Origin of the sequence: Actinomadura sp. 6N118 (assembly GCF_044326415.1) — a bacterium.
GTDB lineage: Bacteria > Actinomycetota > Actinomycetes > Streptosporangiales > Streptosporangiaceae > Spirillospora.
In genome coordinates this window covers 263,464-280,488 of record NZ_JBIRAZ010000013.1, presented here as the reverse complement: position 1 = coordinate 280,488, position 17,025 = coordinate 263,464, and the positions used below count along the sequence as shown (strand labels likewise).

Here is a 17,025-nt window from a genome sequence, read left to right as displayed (position 1 = left end):
GCGTTCAGGTGCTGTGTTCCTCCCCCGCCAGCAAGATCATTATCCACGCCGTACGGTAATCGTTGCGCCACGGCCGGGCGCGCTCTCGTGGTGGAGCCGGTCCAGCGCGGTCACGTAGTAGGTGTAGGCCTTGCCGGGCTCGGCGGCCGGGTCGGTGACGCCGCCGCCGCGGACGCTGGCCAGCAGCGTCGCGGGGTTCACCGCCGCGCAGCCGGGCCGCTTGCCGTCGGCGCGGTAGACCGCGTACGCCGTGGCGCCCTTGGACGTCTGCCACCGCACGCGCACGCGCTCGCCGTCACTCTCCGCCGTCACCGACCGGGCCGGCGCGGGCGCCTTGCCGCCGCTTCCCTGCACCGCGGGCGGGATCGCGGGGCGGGCGTAGTGGTCCTTGCGGAGCCGCTCGGCGAAGCCGCGCTGGTTGGCGGCCATGTCGCTGGCACTGAAGTACACGTCGCCGCGCACGCCGGGGTAGCGCTGGTTGAGCGTGAGGTGCCGGGACAGCTCGGCGGGTTTCTTCCAGGTGGCGTCCTCGCCGACGCGGTAGCCGGCCTGCCCGATCGTCAGCTGCACCTTGGTGCCGGCGACCTGCTTGGACCACCAGTCGACCAGCCGCGCGTAGTCGGCGCGCGAGTCGCCGATCGGCCAGTACAGCTGCGGCGTGACGTAGTCGATCCAGCCGTTGCGGATCCACTTGCGGGTGTCGGCGTACTGGTCGGAGTAGCTCTGCAGCGCCTTGGTCGCCGAGCCCGCCGGGTCGGAGGTGGAGTTGCGCCACACCCCGAACGGGCTGATGCCGAACCGCACCCACGGCTTGGCCTCGTGGATCTTCTGCGACAGGCCGCGGACCATGACGTCCACGTTCTGCCGCCGCCAGTCGGCCTTCTTCATGCCCTTGCCGTAGGTCTTGAACGTGGCCTGGTCGGGGTAGTCCCGGCCGCCCTCGGGATAGGGGTAGAAGTAGTCGTCGAAGTGCACGGCGTCGATGTCGTACTTGCGCACGACGTCCAACACGGCCTTGGTCGCCAGGTCGCGCACCTGAGGCAGCCCCGGGTCATACCACAGGCCCGTCCCGTACTTGCGCACCCAGTCGGGGTGCTGCCGCGCCGGGCTGTTGGGCGCGAGCTTCTTCGGGTCGCTCTCGCGGCTGACCCGGTAGGGGTTGAACCAGGCGTGGAACTCCAGGTTGCGCGCGTGCGCCTCCTTGAGCATGAACGCGAGCACGTCGTAGCCGGGGTTCTTGCCGGGGGTGCCGGTGAGCCACTTGGACCACGGCTCGTACGGGGAGGGGTAGAACGCGTCGGAGTTGGGCCGGATCTGCACGAACACGGCGTTGAGGTTCATCGCCTTGGCGGCGTCGAGGAGCCGGCGGAACTGCGCCTGCTGCGTGGCGACGGGCTTCTTGGGGTCCTTGGGCCAGTCGATGCCCGCCACGGTGGCGATCCACATGCCGCGTACCTGCCGTGCCCGCGAGTCCCCCGCCGGCGCCGCGACCGAGCATTCTCCCTTCGCGGCGTCGGGCGCCTGCGCGCGCTCGGCCTTGCCGTCACCAGTGCCGCCGCTCGCCGGAATGCACGCCGTCAGCAGCAGCCCGGCCGCCGCTGCGGCCGCTGCGACCTTCGCTCCGATCCCCGAATGCCTCGCCATAGCGGCCCATTGTTACGCACCCGTTGCCATGCTTTTGCCCAAACCGGCCACTCGTGTCGTGCTGGACAGCCCGGCCGACCCAGCCAGCCCGGACGCCGTACACCGCCGGTTGCGATCTTCGAACGGATGTTCAAGACTGGTCACACCTGCCACAATCGTGCAGGTGTTCGACGATCGGGAGGTCAGGGATGCGCTGGGATCATCTCCGGCTGGTCGAGGAGGCCGGTGGGCCCGCGCTGCCGCTGATCGAGCGGCAGGCGGTCGCGCGCACCTTCGACACGCCCGGGTTCCGCGGCATGACCTTCTACGAGGTGCAGGCCCGTTCCATCATCAACCAGGTGCCGCCGGCGTCCCGGATGATGTTCCGCTGGACGATCAACCCCTACCGGGGCTGCTCCCACGCCTGCAAATTACTGCTTCGCCCGCAAGACCCATGAGTATCTCGACCTGGACGCGGGGGCGGACTTCGATTCGAAGGTCGTGGTGAAGGTCAACGCGGCCGAGCTGGTGCGGCGGGAGCTGGCGGCGCCCAGGTGGCGGGGCGAGCACATCGCGATGGGCACCAACGTCGACTGCTACCAGCGGGCCGAGGGGCGCTACCAGCTGATGCCGGGGATCCTGGCGGCGCTGCGTGACGCGGCCAACCCGTTCTCGATCCTGACCAAGGGTTCGATGATCATGCGGGACCTGCCGCTGCTGCTGGAGGCCGGCGAGCGCGCGGACGTGAGCACGATGGTGTCGGTCGGGTCGCTGGACCGGGAGCTGTGGCGGCTGGTGGAGCCCGGCACGCCCGCGCCGGGCAGGCGACTGGAGGTGTGCGCGGCGCTGAACGAGGCGGGGATCGGCTGCGGGGTGCTGATGGGGCCCGTGCTGCCGTACCTGAGTGACTCGCCGCGGCAGCTGGAGGCGGTGGTGCGGGCGGCGGCCGAGGCGGGCGCCACGTCGATCGGCGCGATCACGCTGCATCTGCGGCCCGGGGCACGGGAGTGGTACCTGTCGTGGCTGCGCGATCACCATCCGGAGCTGGTGGTCCCCTACGCGCGGCTGTACGCGAACGGCGCGTACGCCCCCAAGGCGTTCCAAGATCGCATCTCGGTGCGGGTGAAGGAGCTGGCGGCCCGGTACGGCATCGGCAAGCGCGCGGCGCGCGGGCCGGAAAGGCCCGCCCGCCCGGCCGGACCGCAGCAACTCACCCTCATGTGAACGACGATGTATTAGCAGCCGTGGCGGCCATATAAGGCGACCATCAAGATTTTTTCAAACATCTGGTGGCCGGAGTCACATCTAACAGAGTGTCGCCAACAAGGAGCCACGGAGAAAACATGATGAACGCCACCGCAGATATGAGCCGCATCGCCAGTCCCGCGCAGACGGTCACCGCCGTCATCCCGACGCTGAACGAGGCCGACAACCTCCGATGGCTCCTCCCCCGGCTGACCGGGGTCGACGAGATCGTGATCGTGGACGGTGAGTCCAGCGACGGTTCCGCCGAGATCGCCGCGTCGCTGCGGCCCGACGCCGTCATCATCAGCCAGCCGCCGCGCGGCAAGGGCTCGGCGCTGCAGGCCGGCTTCGCCGCCGCCACCGGCGACGTGATCGTGATGCTGGACGCCGACGGCAGCATGGACCCGGCTGAGATCCCCGCGTTCGTCGCGCTGGTCGGCCGCGGCTTCGACTTCGTCAAGGGCTCGCGCTACGCCTGCGGCGGCGGCTCGGAGGACCTGACCTTCCTGCGCCGCACCGGCAACAAGTGGCTGACCCGCCTGGCCAACACCCTGTACCGCACCAGCTGGACCGACCTGTGCTACGGCTACGTCGCGATGCGCCGCACCGCGGTCGAGCGCCTCCAGCTCCAGTCGACCGGGTTCGAGATCGAGACCGAGATGTGCGTCAACGCCGTCACCACCGGGCTGCGCATCGCCGAGGTCGCCAGCTTCGAGAGCAACCGGCTGTTCGGCGAGTCGCACCTCAACACCTGGCGCGACGGCTACCGCGTGCTGCGGAAGATGATCAGCAGCCGCGTGAACCCGGTCCGCGACACCGCCGCGCTGCCCGAGCCGGTGGCGCTGCCCACCGCGGTCGGCGTGGCCGCCTGACCCACCCGCGACACCTGATTTCTCCACTGCTCCGCGACAGAAGCCCCGGTCCGCCCCTGGCGGACCGGGGTTTTCGCTGTCTTCAAAGGCGGAGGCCGCCCGGCCCGTCGCCCAACGCTTTTAGGCTGGTGGTCCTTTCGGGGTGATGTCGTTCGTCGGAACGATACGGAGGAACTGTCAACTTCTCGACCCTGAAGGATCCGAGTTTTTGGTTCGGGTCCTGCAAGCCGGGTCGCGCTCCCTGACTGCCCTGGACGAGGGGGCGGTGACGGGTCGCATCCACCAGTTCGGGAGGTGTGAGGTCCGTTGTGGTGCGGGTGTGTTGACGAACACCCACGCCGTTCGTGCGCGTCGTGTGACGTTCACGGCGGCGACGACGTCGGCGGGGCCAGCGAGCCCGCACCGGCGACAGCAGAAATCATCTCTGGTGGAACGGTTGTGCCAGGCGTTGTGCCCGCAGCACGGGGCGCATCTGGGAGGTGTAGGCCGGGTCCACGGCCTGGACCAGCACGCCAGCGCGCCGGGCTTTGTAGCCGAGGTGTTGTTCCAGTCGGTGGAACGGCCAGGTGGAGAACGTGGCCCGCTGGTCGCCTCGGAGCCGTACCCGGTCACGGATTTCGCTCAGTTCTTCGAGCGCGATGCCGCGTCCGGTGCGTTCGGCGACGGTCACGATCTCCTTGCTGACCTTGTGAATCTTCACAACCACATCGTAACGGTAGGTGCCGATAAAATAACTCAGTGCTACCAAATCGTTGTTCAATATCACATCAATCCGCAAAGGACGATCACCATGCTGCACCGCACCGCGCCTCCTCCCCGCCGCGAAGGACGGGGCCTCCACGCTAGGGGTGAGAGATGAAGTACATGTTGCTGATCGCAGGAGATGAGTCGGCGGCCGAGCACGCCGACGACGGCTGCGACGGCTGGAGCGAGGAGATGACGGCACGCGGCGTGATCCGCGGCGGCGGCGGGCTGCGGCCGCCCGCGGAGGCGACGACGGTGCGGGTCCGCGACGACCAGGTGCTGCTGACCGACGGCCCGTTCGCCGAGAGCAAGGAGCAGATCGGCGGGTTCTGCCTGATCGAGTGCGCCGACCTGGACGAGGCCATCGAGATCGCCGCCAGGCACCCCGCGGCCGGGTACGGCACGATCGAGATACGGCCGCTCTGGCCGCAGTGACCGGCACCCACGACGCCGTCGACCGGGCGTTCCGGGACGAGTGGGGCCAGGTCGTGGCCACGCTCATCCGCGTCACCGGTGACTGGGACCTGGCGGAGGAATGCGCGCAGGACGCCTTCGCGCAGGCCCTGCAGACCTGGCCGCGCGACGGGGTCCCCGAACGCCCCGGCGCCTGGCTGACCACGGCGGCGCGCAACCGCGCGACCGACCGGCTCCGCCGCGCCGCGGTCGGCGCCGCCAAGCTACGGGAGGTGGCCGCGATGGAAGCCGTTCAGAGCGGCGATCCGGGACACGACGGCACGGTGCCCGATGACCGGCTGCGGCTGATGTTCACCTGCTGCCACCCGGCACTGGCCCTGGACGCACAGGTGGCGCTGACGCTGCGGACCTTGGCGGGCCTGACCACCGCCGAGATCGCGCAGGCGTTCCTGGTGGGCGAGCAGACGATGTCCAAACGCCTGACGCGCGCCAAGCAGAAGATCAGGCACGCCGCCATCCCCTACCGGGTGCCGCCCGCGCACCTGCTGCCCGAGCGGACACCCGCCGTGCTGGCGGTGCTGTATCTGCTGTTCAACAAGGGGCATTCGGCCGACCCGGCGCAGGCGGAGCTGAGCGGCGAGGCGATCCGGCTGGCGCGGGTGCTCGCGCGGCTGATGCCCGACGAACCCGAGGCGGTGGGGCTGCTGGCGTTGATGTTGCTGCACGACGCCCGCCGCCCCGCCCGGTTCGACGCCGCCGGCGACCTGGTGCTCCTGGAGGACCAGGACCGGACCCGGTGGGACACCCGGGAGATCACTGAGGGAACGGCCCTGCTGGACGCGGTGCTGAAACGCGGCCGCCCCGGCCCGTACCAGGTCCAGGCCGCCATAGCCGCCTGCCACGCGGGCGCCGCGCGCGCCGCCGACACCGACTGGGCGCAGATCGCCGCGCTGTACGGGGAGCTGGCGCGGCTGGGGCCCTCCCCCGTCGTCGAGCTGAACCGCGCCGTCGCGGTCGGCATGGCCGACGGCCCGGCCGACGCCCTGCCGCTGGTCGAGGCCCTCGACGCGTCGGGGCAGCTGGCGGGCTATCACCTGCTGCCGGCGGTCCGCGCCGACCTGCTACGCCGCCTGGACCGCACGGCCGAGGCCGCAGCCGCCTACCGCGACGCCCTCGCCCTGGCGCCCACCGACGCCGAACGCCGGTACCTGCACCGGCGCCTCACCGAAGTGACCCCGGAGCCCTGACCACCACCGCGCGGTGTCTGTCTGGCGCCTGGTTGTTCGTCGGTGAGATGTCAGGCCGCGTCCGGGATGAACCGCCCGGCGCGGCGTCCGGCTTCAGCCAGGAGGCTTGGCATGAACGAGACGGAGCTTCGGAGCGAGATCGCGGCGGAACGCGGGGAGCTGGCGGCGCTGCTGGGTGATCTTCCAGCCGGGGACTGGGACGCGCCGTCATTGTGCGAGGGATGGCGGATCCGGGAGGTCGCCGCCCACATCACGATGGCCTACCGGTACTCGGCGCCGCGAGTGATCTTCGAGCTGGTGCGGTCCGGCGGGAGTTTCGACCGCATGCTCGACCGGTGTGCCCGCCGCGACGCCGCATCGGTCCCGGCGGCCGGCCTGCACGCCTCGCTCCGCGACAACACCACGCACCCGTGGAAGCCGCCGGGCGGCGGATACGCGGGCGCCCTCACCCACGACGTCGTGCACGGCCTGGACATGACGGTCGCGCTCGGTCTGGAGCGGCGGGTGCCCGAGCGGCGGCTGCGGGTGGTCTTGGAGGGGCTCGCCTCCCCCAAGGGCCTGAAGTACTTCGGCGCCGACCTTGACGGGATCGAGCTGCGCGCCGACGACATCGACTGGTCGTTCGGCTCCGGCACGCCTGTCACCGGCGCGGCCCAGGACCTCGCGCTGGTCCTGTGCGGCCGGCGCCTGCCCGCAGGGCGGCTGAGCGGTGAGCAGAGCACGCGTTTCGCCGCGACGTGAGCGGTCTGGGCGGTCTGCGGGGTCTGCGGGGTCTGGGTGATCTGGCTGGGTGGTCTAGGCGTGCTCGGCGTCCAGTTCGGTCGGCTCGGCGATCACGTCGACCATCGCACCGTTGCGCAGCACGGTGATCTGCAGCGGCCGCCCGATCGCCTCGGCGAACATCAGCCGCTGCAGGCTCTGGGCCTGGCTGACCGGCACACCGCCCGCGGTGAGGACCAGGTCGCCGCGGCGCAGCCCGGCACTCGCGGCGGGGCTGCCGGGCACCACGTCGGCGACCCGCAGCGCGTCGTGCTGGCCGAGGCGGTCACGCAGCGCCGCCGGGACCGGCACGGGGTTGGCGACGAGGCCGAGGAACGCGCGCCGCACCCGGCCGTCACGCATCAGCGCACCGATGATGCGGCGGCTGGTGGAGTTGATCGGCACGGCCAGGCCGAGGCCGATCCCGGCGACCGCGGTGTTGATCCCGACGACATGGCCACGGGAGTCGGCGAGCGCGCCGCCGGAGTTGCCGGGGTTGAGGGCCGCGTCGGTCTGGATGACGTCCTCGATCACCCGTACGGCGTTGCCGCTGCGGGTGGGCAGGGACCGGCCGAGCGCGCTGACCACCCCGGCGGTGACCGACCCGGCGAGGCCGAGCGGGTTGCCGACGGCGACGACCAGCTGGCCCACCACCAGCCCGTCGCTGTCACCGAGGGTGACCGGGCCGGGGGTGCCGCCGTCGGCGCGTACCACCGCCAGGTCCGACAGCGGGTCGGTGCCGACGACGGTGAACGAGGTGGTGGTGCCGTCGGCGAACGCGGCCTGGCCGCCGCGGGCGCCGCCGACGACGTGCGCGTTGGTGAGCAGGAACCCGTCGTCGGTGAACGTCACCGCCGACCCGGAGCCCTCACGGCTCCGCTGGCGCACACGCAGGCTCGCCACGCGCGGGGTGAGCTCGCGGGCGACCGCCGACACCGCCTGGGAGTAGGCGTCGAGCGGCTGGGCGCTGGGTTCGGGATCGCGGATCTCGGGATCGCGGGGCTCGGCATCGCGGGGCTCGGGGATCGGTTCAGGGCTCATCTCGCCTCCCGATGATTACATCGTTACACGGTAACCGCGGACGGCGAATCCGTAATCCCCTCCGAAGAGGATTCAGCGCAGAGTGGACAGTCCCCCGTCGACGCCGATGACCTGGCCGGTGACATAGCTCGCCCGCTGCGAGAGCAGGAACACCGCGACCTCGGCGACCTCCCACGCGGTTCCCTGCCGCCCCAGCGGGATCAGCCTGGCGACCCGGTCACGGTCGGCGTTGCCCGCTGACGCCATCCGGCCCATCACGGTGTCGATCAGGCCGGGCGCGACCACGTTCGCCCGGACGCCCTGCGGCGCGCCCTCGGCCGCGACGTGCCGCACCAGCCCCGTCAGCCCCGCCTTGGACGCGTCGTAGGAAGGGGAGCCGCTGCCCGGCTTCGTCCCGGCCAGCGACCCCACGAACACCAGCGCGCCGCCCTCCCCCAGCACCGGCACCGCCGCCCTGGCGATCAGGAACGGCCCGCGCAGGTTCACCGCGAGCACGCGGTCCCAGTCGGCCGTCCCGGTCCCGGCCAGGCCGTAGCCGACGCCGATCCCGGCGTTGAACACCACGCCGTCCAGCCCGCCGAGCACCTCGGCGGCGCCGGCGACCATGCGCTCGCACGCCTCCGGGTCGGCGGCGTCGCCGGTCAGCACGTGCGCGCGGCCCCCGCCGCCGGAGATCAGCTCCGCGGTCCCTGCCGCGGCGGCCCCGTCGACGTCGGCGCAGACCACCGCCGCACCCTCGCGCGCCGCCGTCACGGCGATCGCACGGCCGTTGCCGGCCGGCGCGTCAGGCTCGTCACTGGGGCGGGTGCCTGCGCCGACCACGAGGATCCGCCGACCGGGCAGAAGGGTCTCGGCCATGCCGACGACGCTAGCGCCGGCGCCGCCGCGCCGCCCAGACCCAAGGTCGAACGGCCGCTAGGCTGCCGGGGTGACCGTCACCGGGGAGCCAGCCACCATCGAGCGCGCCCACGGGCGAAGCGGCGAGCTGGTACTGCGACGCGCCGGCGCCCACTACGAGATCATCAGTAACGGCGTCTTCCTCATGGACACCCGCAACGGCGAGTCCGAACGGCTGCTCGTCCGCGCCGCCACGGCCGGCCTCCAGCCGCCGGTGTCGCTGCTGATCGGCGGGCTGGGTGTCGGGTTCTCCCTCGCCGAGGCCGCCGCGCTGCCCGGCGTGGCCGCCGTCACCGTCGTGGAGATCGAACCCGCCGTGATCGGCTGGCACGCCACCCACCTGCGGCCCTTCTCCGCCGAAGCGCTCGACGACCCGCGCGTCCACGTCGTCAACGCCGACCTGCTCGATCATCTGCGCGGCAGCTCCGGTCGCCACGACGCGATCTGCCTGGACATCGACAACGGCCCCGAGTGGACGGTCACGCCCGCCAACGCCGGGCTGTACGGCGACGACGGCCTCGCCCTGCTCACCTCGCGGCTGACCGGGCACGGCGTCCTGGCCGTGTGGAGCGCCGGCGCCGCCCCCGCCTTCGAGGCACGCCTGCGGGCGCGGTTCGCCGAGGTGGAGACGCGGCCCGTGCCCGTCCCGCGCGGCGAGCCCGACGTCGTCTACCTCGCCCGGCGCCCCCTGGCCTCCACGCGTCCATGACGGCCTCCGCGCGTCCATGACCGGGGCGGACAAGAAACACCCAGCCGAAACAGTGACCCGCGTGATCCACCCGCACGTCCCGATTCGCTAGGTTTCGCCCTGACACAGTATTTGTGGAGGGTTTTGTGACTACTGTCCCAGCGGCCCGGCGGCGCCCCATCGTCCTCGGTGACCTGCTGCCCGGCTCCCTGGCCCGCGACACCGCGCTCGTCGCCGGCTCCGCGGCCTTCGTCGGCCTGGCCGCCCAGATCGCCGTCCCGCTCCCCGGCACCCCCGTACCCGTCACCGGCCAGACGTTCGCGGTGCTCCTGGCCGGCGCCGCGCTCGGATGGGGCCGCGCCGCGCTCGGCATGACGCTCTACCTGCTCGCCGGGATCGCCGGCGTGCCCTGGTTCACCGATGGAGCCTCCGGCGCCGGCCTGCACACCCTCGGATACATCATCGGGTTCGTGCTGGCCGCCGCCGTCGTGGGCCGCCTCGCCGAACGCGGCGGCGACCGCACCCCCGCGCGCACCATCGGCACGATGCTCCTCGGCACCACGATCATGTACGCGACCGGCGTCCCGTACCTGATGGCCTCCCTCGGGGTCGGCCTCGGCAAGGCGGTCGATCTGGGTCTCACCCCGTTCCTCATCGGCGACGCCCTGAAGGTCCTGCTGGCCGCCGGGCTGCTGCCCGGCGCCTGGAAACTGGCCGGAACGGGCCGCGGCCACTCCGCCTAACGATCACACAGGGCGCCCACCTGGACGTTCGCCCGCCCGTGCCGCATCTACCCGCACGGCCGATGCGGCACGGGCTCGGCACATGTTCGGCACATGTTCGGCGCGGCTCAGCCGGGGAACGAGTAGGGGCGCTCACGCGCCAGGTGTGGCGCAAACCTCACCACGACCAGCCACCCCGGCAGTTTGAACGGGTTCAATTCTCCCGTAGAGTGGCTCGCGTGAAGCTCGCCGTGACCGCACCGGACCGCCTGATCGTCCGCACCGAGCGGGTCGCCGACCCCGGCGACCTCATCTCGCGGCTTCCGCATCCGACCGCGCTGGCCTGGGTCCGCCACGGCGAGGGCATCGTCGGCTGGGGCGAGGCCGCCCGCCTCACCCTCCCCGGCGGCGAGGACCGCTTCGCCGTCGCCGACCAGTGGCTGCGCGACCTCTTCGGCTCCGCTGACATCGACGACCCCGTCCAGGTCCCCGGCTCCGGGCCCGTCGCCTTCGGGAGCTTCGGCTTCGACCCCAAGTCACCCGACTCGGTCCTCATCGTGCCGCGCTGGATCGTCGGCCGCCGCGACGGCGCCGCCTGGCTCACCACCATAGGCGAGGACGCCGACCCGCTCGCGCTGGTCCGCCCGCCCCAGCCCCCGGCCCGCCTCGACTGGAGCGACGGCACCCTCAGCGCCCCCGCCTGGGAACAAGCCGTCGCCGCCGCCGTCGACCGCATCCGCGACGGCCGCCTCGGCAAAGTCGTCCTCGCCCGCGACCTGCACGCCGAAGCCGCCGAACCCATCGACGCCCGTACCCTCCTGCGCCGCCTCGCCGACCGCTTCCCCGCCTGCTACACCTTCTCCTGCGCGGGCCTGGTCGGCGCCACCCCCGAACTCCTCATCCGCCGCGCCGGCGAACGCCTCGACTCCCTGGTCCTGGCCGGCACCACCGCCCGCGGCACCACCCCCGCCGACGACGCCGAACGCGCCACCCGGCTCAGCGCCTCCGCCAAAGACCGCGAGGAACACGCCTACGCCGCCGAAATGGTCCGCGACGCCCTCACGCCGCTGTGCGCCGAGCTCACCGTCCCCGACCAGCCCGAACTGCTCACCCTGCCCAACGTCATGCACCTGGCCTCGCCCGTGCACGGCCGCCTCCGCAGCGAACGCTCCGTCCTGGACGTCGTCGCCGCGCTCCACCCCACCCCCGCCGTCTGCGGCACGCCCACCGACATCGCCCTCGACCTCATCCGCGAACTCGAAATGATGGACCGCGGCCGCTACGCCGGCCCCGTCGGCTGGATCGACGCCCGCGGCGACGGCGAATGGGGCATCGCGCTCCGCTGCGCCGAGCTCGACGGCACCCGCGCCCGCCTCTTCGCCGGCTGCGGCATCGTCGCCGACTCCGACCCCGCCGCCGAGCTCGCCGAAGCCCAGACCAAGTTCCGCGCCATGCAGTACGCCCTCGAAGGCTGACCCGCCACCAACCGCCATCAACCCGCCGCCTGTCCCGGCGATCGCTGACCAGAGTGGGTCAGGAGGTTGTTGATCTCCGCGGTGGCTTGTGAGGCTGGCACCGACACCACTTGCGCGACCTTCGGGGGATCACTCGATGCACCGCCGCCGTACCGCCGCTGTCCTGCTCGCCTGGCTCATCACCGTCAGCACGCTCGCGGCCGGACCCGCGCAGGCCACGACCGGCTCACACCCTCACCAAGCGGAGATCTTCGCCACGAACAACACCGCGATCATCACCGACCCCGACGACCCCCGGCTGAAGACACGCCTCACCCGGTTCGACCGGCAGGCCCGCCGGATCATCGCCGGCCACGGCGCCCGCACCCGGCGCTCCACCCTTCTCGACGGCGTCTTCTGGTCCAGCGACCTCCAGCAGACCACCTACGAACGATCACGCCGCTTCGACCTCGACCGCACCGACACCCTCGAGCTGCACCACATCGCCGGCCTCATCCGCAAGGAGTTCCACCAGGAGTCGGTCCTCACCTTCGAACACCTCCCCCAGGGATCACCGCGCACGGACGCCGTCCGCATCGAGGTCCCCGGACTCGACGTCCGCCGCCTCCACGACGGCCTCGTCGCCGACCCCGCCGCCCGCGACGAGCTCTTCGGCGGCTCGGTCACCCTGCGCGGCCACCTCATCCTCGTCGCCGAACTCGCCGATCTCGCCATCGCCCGCCGGTTCGTCACCGCCATCGGCGGCGACTGGTCACAAGCCACCGTCCGCTACGGCGACAGCGAATTCGTCGGCTGACGCCCCGCTTGACACGTCGGGCACCAGAACAGATTCCGGCCCACCAGCCGCTCGGTGCGCACCTCGGTCCCGCACAGCAAGCACGGCAACCCCGCACGCCGGTACACGTACACCTCGCCACCATGGTCATCCACCCGCGGCGGACGGCCCATCGCCTCCGGAGTGTGCTCAGGACGCACCGTGTCGATCCGGCCCGTCGCCACACCCACCCGCATCAACGACACCAGATCACCCCAGATCTCCCACCACTGCTCAGCTGTGAGAGCACGACCCGGCAGGCTCGGATCGATCCCCTGCCGGAACAGCACCTCCGCCCGGTACACGTTCCCCGGCCCCGCCACCACCGCCTGATCCAGCAGCAGCGCCGCGATGCTCGTCCGGCTCCGCGAGATCCGCCGCCACGCCCGCTCCGGATCGGCGTCCGCACGCAGCGGATCCGCACCGAGCCGGTCGAGCAGCACCTTCACCTCACCCGGCTCCAGCAGCTCACACGCCGCCGGCCCGCGCAGATCGGCGAACTCGGCCGCCCCCGTCAGCCGCAGCCGCACCAGCCCCTTCGGCTCCGGAGCGGGCACCGGCCCGAACGTGTACGTCCCGTACAACCCCAGATGGATGTGCAGCAGCCGCTCATCCTCAAACCGCAGCAGCAGATGCTTCCCATGAGCATCCGCCCCGTCCAGCACCCGCCCGTCCAGCTGCCGGGCCCCCTCAGCGAACCGCCCCTGCGGGCTCTCGGCACGCAACGCACGGCCGCCGAACATCCGCAGATGCTCGGCGGCCAGACGATGGATCGTGTGTCCCTCAGGCATTGTGGAACAAGGATAGGGCTCAGGAACGCAACGGCTCGCCCACCTCGTGCATGTAACCCAGGGCCTCCCGGTACGACTCGATCAGCCCCGTCTCTACGTACGGCAGGCCCACCAGGGCGCAGTGCTCGCGCACCAGCGGCTGCACCTTCCGCAGGTTCGGCCGCGGGATGCTCGGGAACAGGTGGTGCTCGATCTGGTAGTTCAACCCGCCCAGCATGTAGTCGGTCACCAGGCCACCACGCACGTTCCGAGACGTCAGCACCTGCCGCCGCAGGTGATCCCACCGCTTACCGTCAGCGGGCATCTCCATCCCCTTGTGGTTGGGCGCGAACGAGGCGCCCAGGTGCACCCCGAACAGCGCCTGGTGCAGCAGGATGAACGCCACCGCCTGCGCCGGCGACAGGAACGAGAAGGCCATCCCGACGTAACCGCCCAGGTGCGCCGCCAGCAACGCCCCCTCGATCAGCCTCTCCCGCCGCGGCGCGCGCTTCAGGTACAGAACGCTGTTGACCTTGAGGTTGAACCCCTCCAGCGTCAGCAGCGGGAAGAACAACCGCGCCTGGTGGCGGGCCAGGAACCCCAGCACGCCCCGCCGCCCGTCCGCCTGCTCCCGCGTCCACGCCAGCGGCCCCTCGCCGACGTCGGGGTCCTTATCGACATGGTTCGGGTTCGCGTGGTGCCGGTTGTGCTTGTCGTTCCACCACCCGTACCCCATCCCGAGCATCAGATCGCCCAGGATCAGGCCCAGGACACGGTTCGCCCGATGCGAGCCCGCGATCTGCCGGTGCCCCGCGTCGTGGCCCAGGAACCCCGTCCGAGCCGACGCCAGCGCCAGCGGCACGGCGAGCAGCACCGCCCACCACGTGGCGCCCGCCCACGCCACCGCCGCCCAGATCGCCGCCGTGGCCGCCACGTTCACTCCGATGGCCCAGGCGTAGTAGCCGCGCCGCCTCTCCAGCAGCCCGCTGTCACGGACCTCTCGTGACAGCGGCGCGAAATCGCTGCCGGCGCTCCGGCGGGATGCCGGGGCTTCGACGGTGGCGGTCATGGGCTCTCCATTCGTTCGGGGATGAGTTCGTTCGACTCGCAGGCTACGGATACGATGATCAAGCGGTCGCCACGCTGCGGAGCCATCTCCTGACTGGCTCGCAGGTCTTGGTGCCGATCGGAAACCGCACGTGACGGGCTTGATCCGGTCTTCAGTCTGGCCACCCCGCAGAACGATCACATGGGCTCCAGCACCACGTTCGCAGGGGATCTGCCACCCGGTTCCGGGGTGGTGCTGGCTCCCCCGCCAAGACATGACAGACCGGCCATATAGGGTCATAGGTCATGAATGCGCGCTCTCGCTGGATCGATCTGGACGGTGCGGTCAATGTCAGAGATCTGGGCGGACTTCCCACCGCGGATGGCGGTACGACTCGGCGAGGGCGGGTGCTGCGGTCGGACAACCTGCAGGACCTGACGGTATCCGACGTCAGGATCCTCATAGACCATTACGCGCTCAAGGACGTCATCGACTTGCGCAGCGACGCCGAGGTGAACCTCGAAGGTCCCGGCCCGCTGACCCGCACACCCTCGGTCACCGTCCACAATCTGTCGCTGTTCGCCGAGGGCGGCCGCCACACCGATGTCGCCGCTGACACCGACGTCGTGGACATCGACAAGGTGCTCCCATGGCAGACCCGCCCGGACAACTCACCGGCACAGGACCGCCCGATCAGCCACTACCTCGGCTACCTGGACGACCGGCCCGACTCGATCGTGGCGGCGCTGCGCGTGATGACCAGGCCCGCCGGTTCCGCCCTGGTCCACTGCGCCGCAGGCAAAGACCGCACGGGCGTGGTCTGCGCGTTCGCCCTGGAGGTCGCCGGGGTGACCCGTGAGGCCATCGTGGCCGACTACGCCCAGACCGGCGAACGCATCGACGCGATCCTGGCCCGGCTCCGCGCCAGCACCACCTACGCCGAGGACCTCGACTCCCGGCCGGCCGACAGCCATAACCCGCACGCCTTCATCATGGAGAAGTTCCTGGCCCGCGTGGACGAGAAGTTCGGCGGCTCGCTGGGATGGCTCACCGCCCACGGATGGACGGCCGAGGACACCGCTGCGCTTCGAGCTCGCTTGCTGGATTGAGGCTGTTTAAGGTGTGGGGTTTGATCAAACCCCACACCTTTACGTTGTAAGTTTACAACTGGAACACTTTAGATCCGGAGTGCGCGGCAGGCCAGCTGGAGCGCCAGCCGCTGCTCCGGGTCCGCCAGATCCACGCCGAGCAGCCTGCCCGCCTTCCGTATGCGCTGGGTGACGGCGTTGCGGTGCAGATGCAGCTCCTCCGCCGCCCGCGCCGGCGACCCCTGGTGGTCAAGATAGGCCTGGAGGGTGCGCAGCAGCGGCTCGGCCCGCTCGGCCCCCAGCGCCTCGATCGGCGCGAGCAGCTCCCGTGCCGAGGCCCACGCGGTGTCCGAGGCGTACCACTCCCCCAGCATGCGGTCCAGGCCCGCCAGGTCGTGCGCCGTGACCGGGCGATCACGTCCGCCGCCCCGGGCCAGCGCGGTCCGGGCCTCCCGAGCCGAGCCGCGCAGCCCCAGCGGTCCGCGGTGGGCTCCGCCGACGCCACAGCGCAACCCCGCAGCGGGAAACCGGCCGCGCAGCTCCCCCAGCAGCCGCTCGGCGTCCCCGACGGCCGAACGCAGGCCGTCCCGCCCGGGGTCGCCGGTCTGCGTCCGGATGAGCAGCAGGGCGTCATCCGCGCGCGCCGGATTCCACTGCGCGCCACCGGCCGAGCGCAGGCTCTGCAACGCCACCCGGCCAGCCGCGTCCAGCAGGTCGTACCGTTCTGGTCCCTGCAGCTCCACAGGCTCCACGCGCAACGCGATGTGCCAGCCGTCCACAGGGAGCCCGATCCCGCGGGCCCTCCCCAGCAACCGCAACGCCTGGCCCTCGGGAGACACCAGCAGCTCCGACAGCAGCAACATCCGTGACCGGATGGGGGTGTCCTCCGCCGCTCCCCCGGCGGCACGGGCGATCGCCTCCGCTGCCATCCGCAAGGACACCGCCACGGCCTGGCCGAGGTGCCCGCCGAGCTCGGGCGCCGCGAGCGTCACCTCCCCCTCGCGCCCCCGAGCCACCTCGCCGCGTTCTCCCGGCCCCGGCGCGCGGAGCTCGATCGGAACTCCCAGCGCCTCGTTCAACGCCGCCACCATGCGTTCGGCATCACCGCCAGAGCGCACGATCCCGTCCAAAGCAGCGGTCAGCCGTGCGAACGCCTCCGCCGCGCCGCCCTCGACCACCCGGGCGAGCAGGATCACAAGGCCGCCGAGGTCCACGCCGTCGCTGTGCAGCAGCGCGACACGCCCCCGTTCGGCGATGCCCTGCACCGTCCGGGCGACAGGCGGGGCCGCACCGCCTGTCAGTACGAGCCCCGCACCGCCCGCGGCCACGACGTCGCGCATCGCCACATCCAGGAGGTACGCGGTGGCCCGGGACGAGGCGGGGCCGGTCAGCACGGCGAGCGAGCCCGGCGGCACCTCGGACAGCACCCGCAGATCCTCCACCAGCCGCACACCCAACACCGGCCGGCCGGCCGCCGGACCCGCCAGCAGATCAAGCGATCCAGGACGTCCCGGCGCGGCGAGCAGATCGGCGATGACGGTGTCCACGCCAGCAGGCTATCCCGTAGAAGTGTGCTAA

At 71.6% G+C, this 17,025-nt stretch carries 18 protein-coding genes; 11 read left to right on the top strand and 7 right to left on the bottom strand.

The genetic code is table 11. The features are described from left to right. Nucleotides 1-39: 39 nt before the first annotated feature. The gene (locus ACH34W_RS31875) at nucleotides 40-1,644 is read right to left on the bottom strand and encodes a glycoside hydrolase family 10 protein (protein WP_395964839.1); all 1,605 of its coding nucleotides are present in this window, start codon (nucleotides 1,642-1,644) and stop codon (nucleotides 40-42) included. Between the two features lie 188 nt (nucleotides 1,645-1,832). Between ACH34W_RS31875 and ACH34W_RS31870 the strand changes: the two genes are divergently transcribed. From ACH34W_RS31870 to ACH34W_RS31860, 3 genes are all read left to right on the top strand, one after another. Beyond that, nucleotides 1,833-2,081, top strand: a complete 249-nt coding sequence (locus tag ACH34W_RS31870) for a hypothetical protein (RefSeq protein WP_395964838.1) — start codon at nucleotides 1,833-1,835, stop codon at nucleotides 2,079-2,081. 43 nt (nucleotides 2,082-2,124) lie between these two features. Beyond that, a complete protein-coding gene (locus ACH34W_RS31865; protein WP_395964837.1) occupies nucleotides 2,125-2,847 on the top strand; it encodes a radical SAM protein in 723 nt (240 codons plus the stop codon). 119 nt (nucleotides 2,848-2,966) lie between these two features. Next, nucleotides 2,967-3,740 carry a glycosyltransferase family 2 protein gene (locus ACH34W_RS31860; RefSeq protein WP_395964836.1) on the top strand — a complete coding sequence of 258 codons (774 nt, stop codon included), beginning with the start codon at nucleotides 2,967-2,969 and terminating at the stop codon, nucleotides 3,738-3,740. 418 nt (nucleotides 3,741-4,158) lie between these two features. On the opposite strand, the gene ACH34W_RS31855 is transcribed toward ACH34W_RS31860, so the two are convergent. Continuing rightward, a complete protein-coding gene (locus ACH34W_RS31855) occupies nucleotides 4,159-4,440 on the bottom strand; it encodes an IS200/IS605 family accessory protein TnpB-related protein (protein ID WP_395964835.1) in 282 nt (93 codons plus the stop codon). A 155-nt stretch (nucleotides 4,441-4,595) separates the two neighbouring features. On the opposite strand from ACH34W_RS31855, the gene ACH34W_RS31850 reads away from it, so the two are divergent. From ACH34W_RS31850 to ACH34W_RS31840, 3 genes are all read left to right on the top strand, one after another. Then, on the top strand, nucleotides 4,596-4,919 hold the full coding sequence (locus tag ACH34W_RS31850) for a YciI family protein (RefSeq protein ID WP_395964834.1): 324 nt from the start codon (nucleotides 4,596-4,598) through the stop codon (nucleotides 4,917-4,919). Beyond that, nucleotides 4,916-6,145 (top strand): RNA polymerase sigma factor, encoded by a 1,230-nt coding sequence (locus ACH34W_RS31845; RefSeq protein ID WP_395964833.1) that lies wholly within the window; start codon nucleotides 4,916-4,918, stop codon nucleotides 6,143-6,145. Before ACH34W_RS31850 ends, ACH34W_RS31845 begins: the two co-directional genes overlap by 4 nt. A gap of 111 nt (nucleotides 6,146-6,256) precedes the next feature. Next, on the top strand, nucleotides 6,257-6,886 hold the full coding sequence (locus tag ACH34W_RS31840; RefSeq protein ID WP_395964832.1) for a maleylpyruvate isomerase family mycothiol-dependent enzyme: 630 nt from the start codon (nucleotides 6,257-6,259) through the stop codon (nucleotides 6,884-6,886). Between the two features lie 54 nt (nucleotides 6,887-6,940). Here ACH34W_RS31840 and ACH34W_RS31835 read toward each other — a convergent pair whose 3' ends face one another. Both ACH34W_RS31835 and ACH34W_RS31830 read right to left on the bottom strand, forming a co-directional pair. Further along, on the bottom strand, nucleotides 6,941-7,945 hold the full coding sequence (locus tag ACH34W_RS31835) for a S1C family serine protease (RefSeq protein WP_395964831.1): 1,005 nt from the start codon (nucleotides 7,943-7,945) through the stop codon (nucleotides 6,941-6,943). Between the two features lie 72 nt (nucleotides 7,946-8,017). Then, nucleotides 8,018-8,803, bottom strand: coding sequence for an SDR family NAD(P)-dependent oxidoreductase (locus ACH34W_RS31830; protein WP_395964830.1), 786 nt, complete (start codon nucleotides 8,801-8,803; stop codon nucleotides 8,018-8,020). Nucleotides 8,804-8,873: 70 nt separating this feature from the next. Between ACH34W_RS31830 and ACH34W_RS31825 the strand changes: the two genes are divergently transcribed. From ACH34W_RS31825 to ACH34W_RS31810, 4 genes are all read left to right on the top strand, one after another. Next, complete coding sequence (locus tag ACH34W_RS31825; RefSeq protein ID WP_395964829.1) at nucleotides 8,874-9,551, top strand: spermidine synthase; 678 nt, start codon at nucleotides 8,874-8,876, stop codon at nucleotides 9,549-9,551. A gap of 125 nt (nucleotides 9,552-9,676) precedes the next feature. Continuing rightward, nucleotides 9,677-10,273, top strand: a complete 597-nt coding sequence (locus ACH34W_RS31820; protein ID WP_395964828.1) for a biotin transporter BioY — start codon at nucleotides 9,677-9,679, stop codon at nucleotides 10,271-10,273. A gap of 218 nt (nucleotides 10,274-10,491) precedes the next feature. Then, the gene (locus ACH34W_RS31815) at nucleotides 10,492-11,727 is read left to right on the top strand and encodes an isochorismate synthase MenF (protein ID WP_395964827.1); all 1,236 of its coding nucleotides are present in this window, start codon (nucleotides 10,492-10,494) and stop codon (nucleotides 11,725-11,727) included. A gap of 136 nt (nucleotides 11,728-11,863) precedes the next feature. Next, nucleotides 11,864-12,523 carry a hypothetical protein gene (locus ACH34W_RS31810; RefSeq protein ID WP_395964826.1) on the top strand — a complete coding sequence of 220 codons (660 nt, stop codon included), beginning with the start codon at nucleotides 11,864-11,866 and terminating at the stop codon, nucleotides 12,521-12,523. On the opposite strand, the gene ACH34W_RS31805 is transcribed toward ACH34W_RS31810, so the two are convergent. Together ACH34W_RS31805 and ACH34W_RS31800 are read right to left on the bottom strand one after the other, a co-directional pair. Next, on the bottom strand, nucleotides 12,496-13,332 hold the full coding sequence (locus ACH34W_RS31805) for an Fpg/Nei family DNA glycosylase (RefSeq protein WP_395964825.1): 837 nt from the start codon (nucleotides 13,330-13,332) through the stop codon (nucleotides 12,496-12,498). The genes ACH34W_RS31810 and ACH34W_RS31805 overlap by 28 nt on opposite strands. Nucleotides 13,333-13,351: 19 nt before the next feature. Next, nucleotides 13,352-14,380: a fatty acid desaturase family protein gene (locus ACH34W_RS31800; RefSeq protein WP_395964824.1), complete on the bottom strand. Its 1,029-nt coding sequence runs from the start codon at nucleotides 14,378-14,380 to the stop codon at nucleotides 13,352-13,354. Between the two features lie 284 nt (nucleotides 14,381-14,664). Between ACH34W_RS31800 and ACH34W_RS31795 the strand changes: the two genes are divergently transcribed. Continuing rightward, nucleotides 14,665-15,468, top strand: coding sequence for a tyrosine-protein phosphatase (locus tag ACH34W_RS31795; RefSeq protein WP_395964823.1), 804 nt, complete (start codon nucleotides 14,665-14,667; stop codon nucleotides 15,466-15,468). Between the two features lie 68 nt (nucleotides 15,469-15,536). On the opposite strand, the gene ACH34W_RS31790 is transcribed toward ACH34W_RS31795, so the two are convergent. After that, nucleotides 15,537-16,994, bottom strand: coding sequence for a PucR family transcriptional regulator (locus tag ACH34W_RS31790; protein WP_395964822.1), 1,458 nt, complete (start codon nucleotides 16,992-16,994; stop codon nucleotides 15,537-15,539). Between the last annotated feature and the right edge of the window lie 31 nt (nucleotides 16,995-17,025).

Coding starts and splice junctions, on each gene's coding strand:
- ACH34W_RS31875 (WP_395964839.1), bottom strand. CDS start 1,644: ATGGCGAGGCATTCGGGGATCGGAGCGAAGGTCGCAGCGGCCGCAGCG.
- ACH34W_RS31850 (WP_395964834.1), top strand. CDS start 4,596: ATGAAGTACATGTTGCTGATCGCAGGAGATGAGTCGGCGGCCGAGCAC.
- ACH34W_RS31860 (WP_395964836.1), top strand. CDS start 2,967: ATGATGAACGCCACCGCAGATATGAGCCGCATCGCCAGTCCCGCGCAG.
- ACH34W_RS31795 (WP_395964823.1), top strand. CDS start 14,665: ATGAATGCGCGCTCTCGCTGGATCGATCTGGACGGTGCGGTCAATGTC.
- ACH34W_RS31835 (WP_395964831.1), bottom strand. CDS start 7,945: ATGAGCCCTGAACCGATCCCCGAGCCCCGCGATGCCGAGCCCCGCGAT.
- ACH34W_RS31870 (WP_395964838.1), top strand. CDS start 1,833: ATGCGCTGGGATCATCTCCGGCTGGTCGAGGAGGCCGGTGGGCCCGCG.
- ACH34W_RS31840 (WP_395964832.1), top strand. CDS start 6,257: ATGAACGAGACGGAGCTTCGGAGCGAGATCGCGGCGGAACGCGGGGAG.
- ACH34W_RS31805 (WP_395964825.1), bottom strand. CDS start 13,332: ATGCCTGAGGGACACACGATCCATCGTCTGGCCGCCGAGCATCTGCGG.
- ACH34W_RS31810 (WP_395964826.1), top strand. CDS start 11,864: ATGCACCGCCGCCGTACCGCCGCTGTCCTGCTCGCCTGGCTCATCACC.
- ACH34W_RS31800 (WP_395964824.1), bottom strand. CDS start 14,380: ATGACCGCCACCGTCGAAGCCCCGGCATCCCGCCGGAGCGCCGGCAGC.
- ACH34W_RS31830 (WP_395964830.1), bottom strand. CDS start 8,803: ATGGCCGAGACCCTTCTGCCCGGTCGGCGGATCCTCGTGGTCGGCGCA.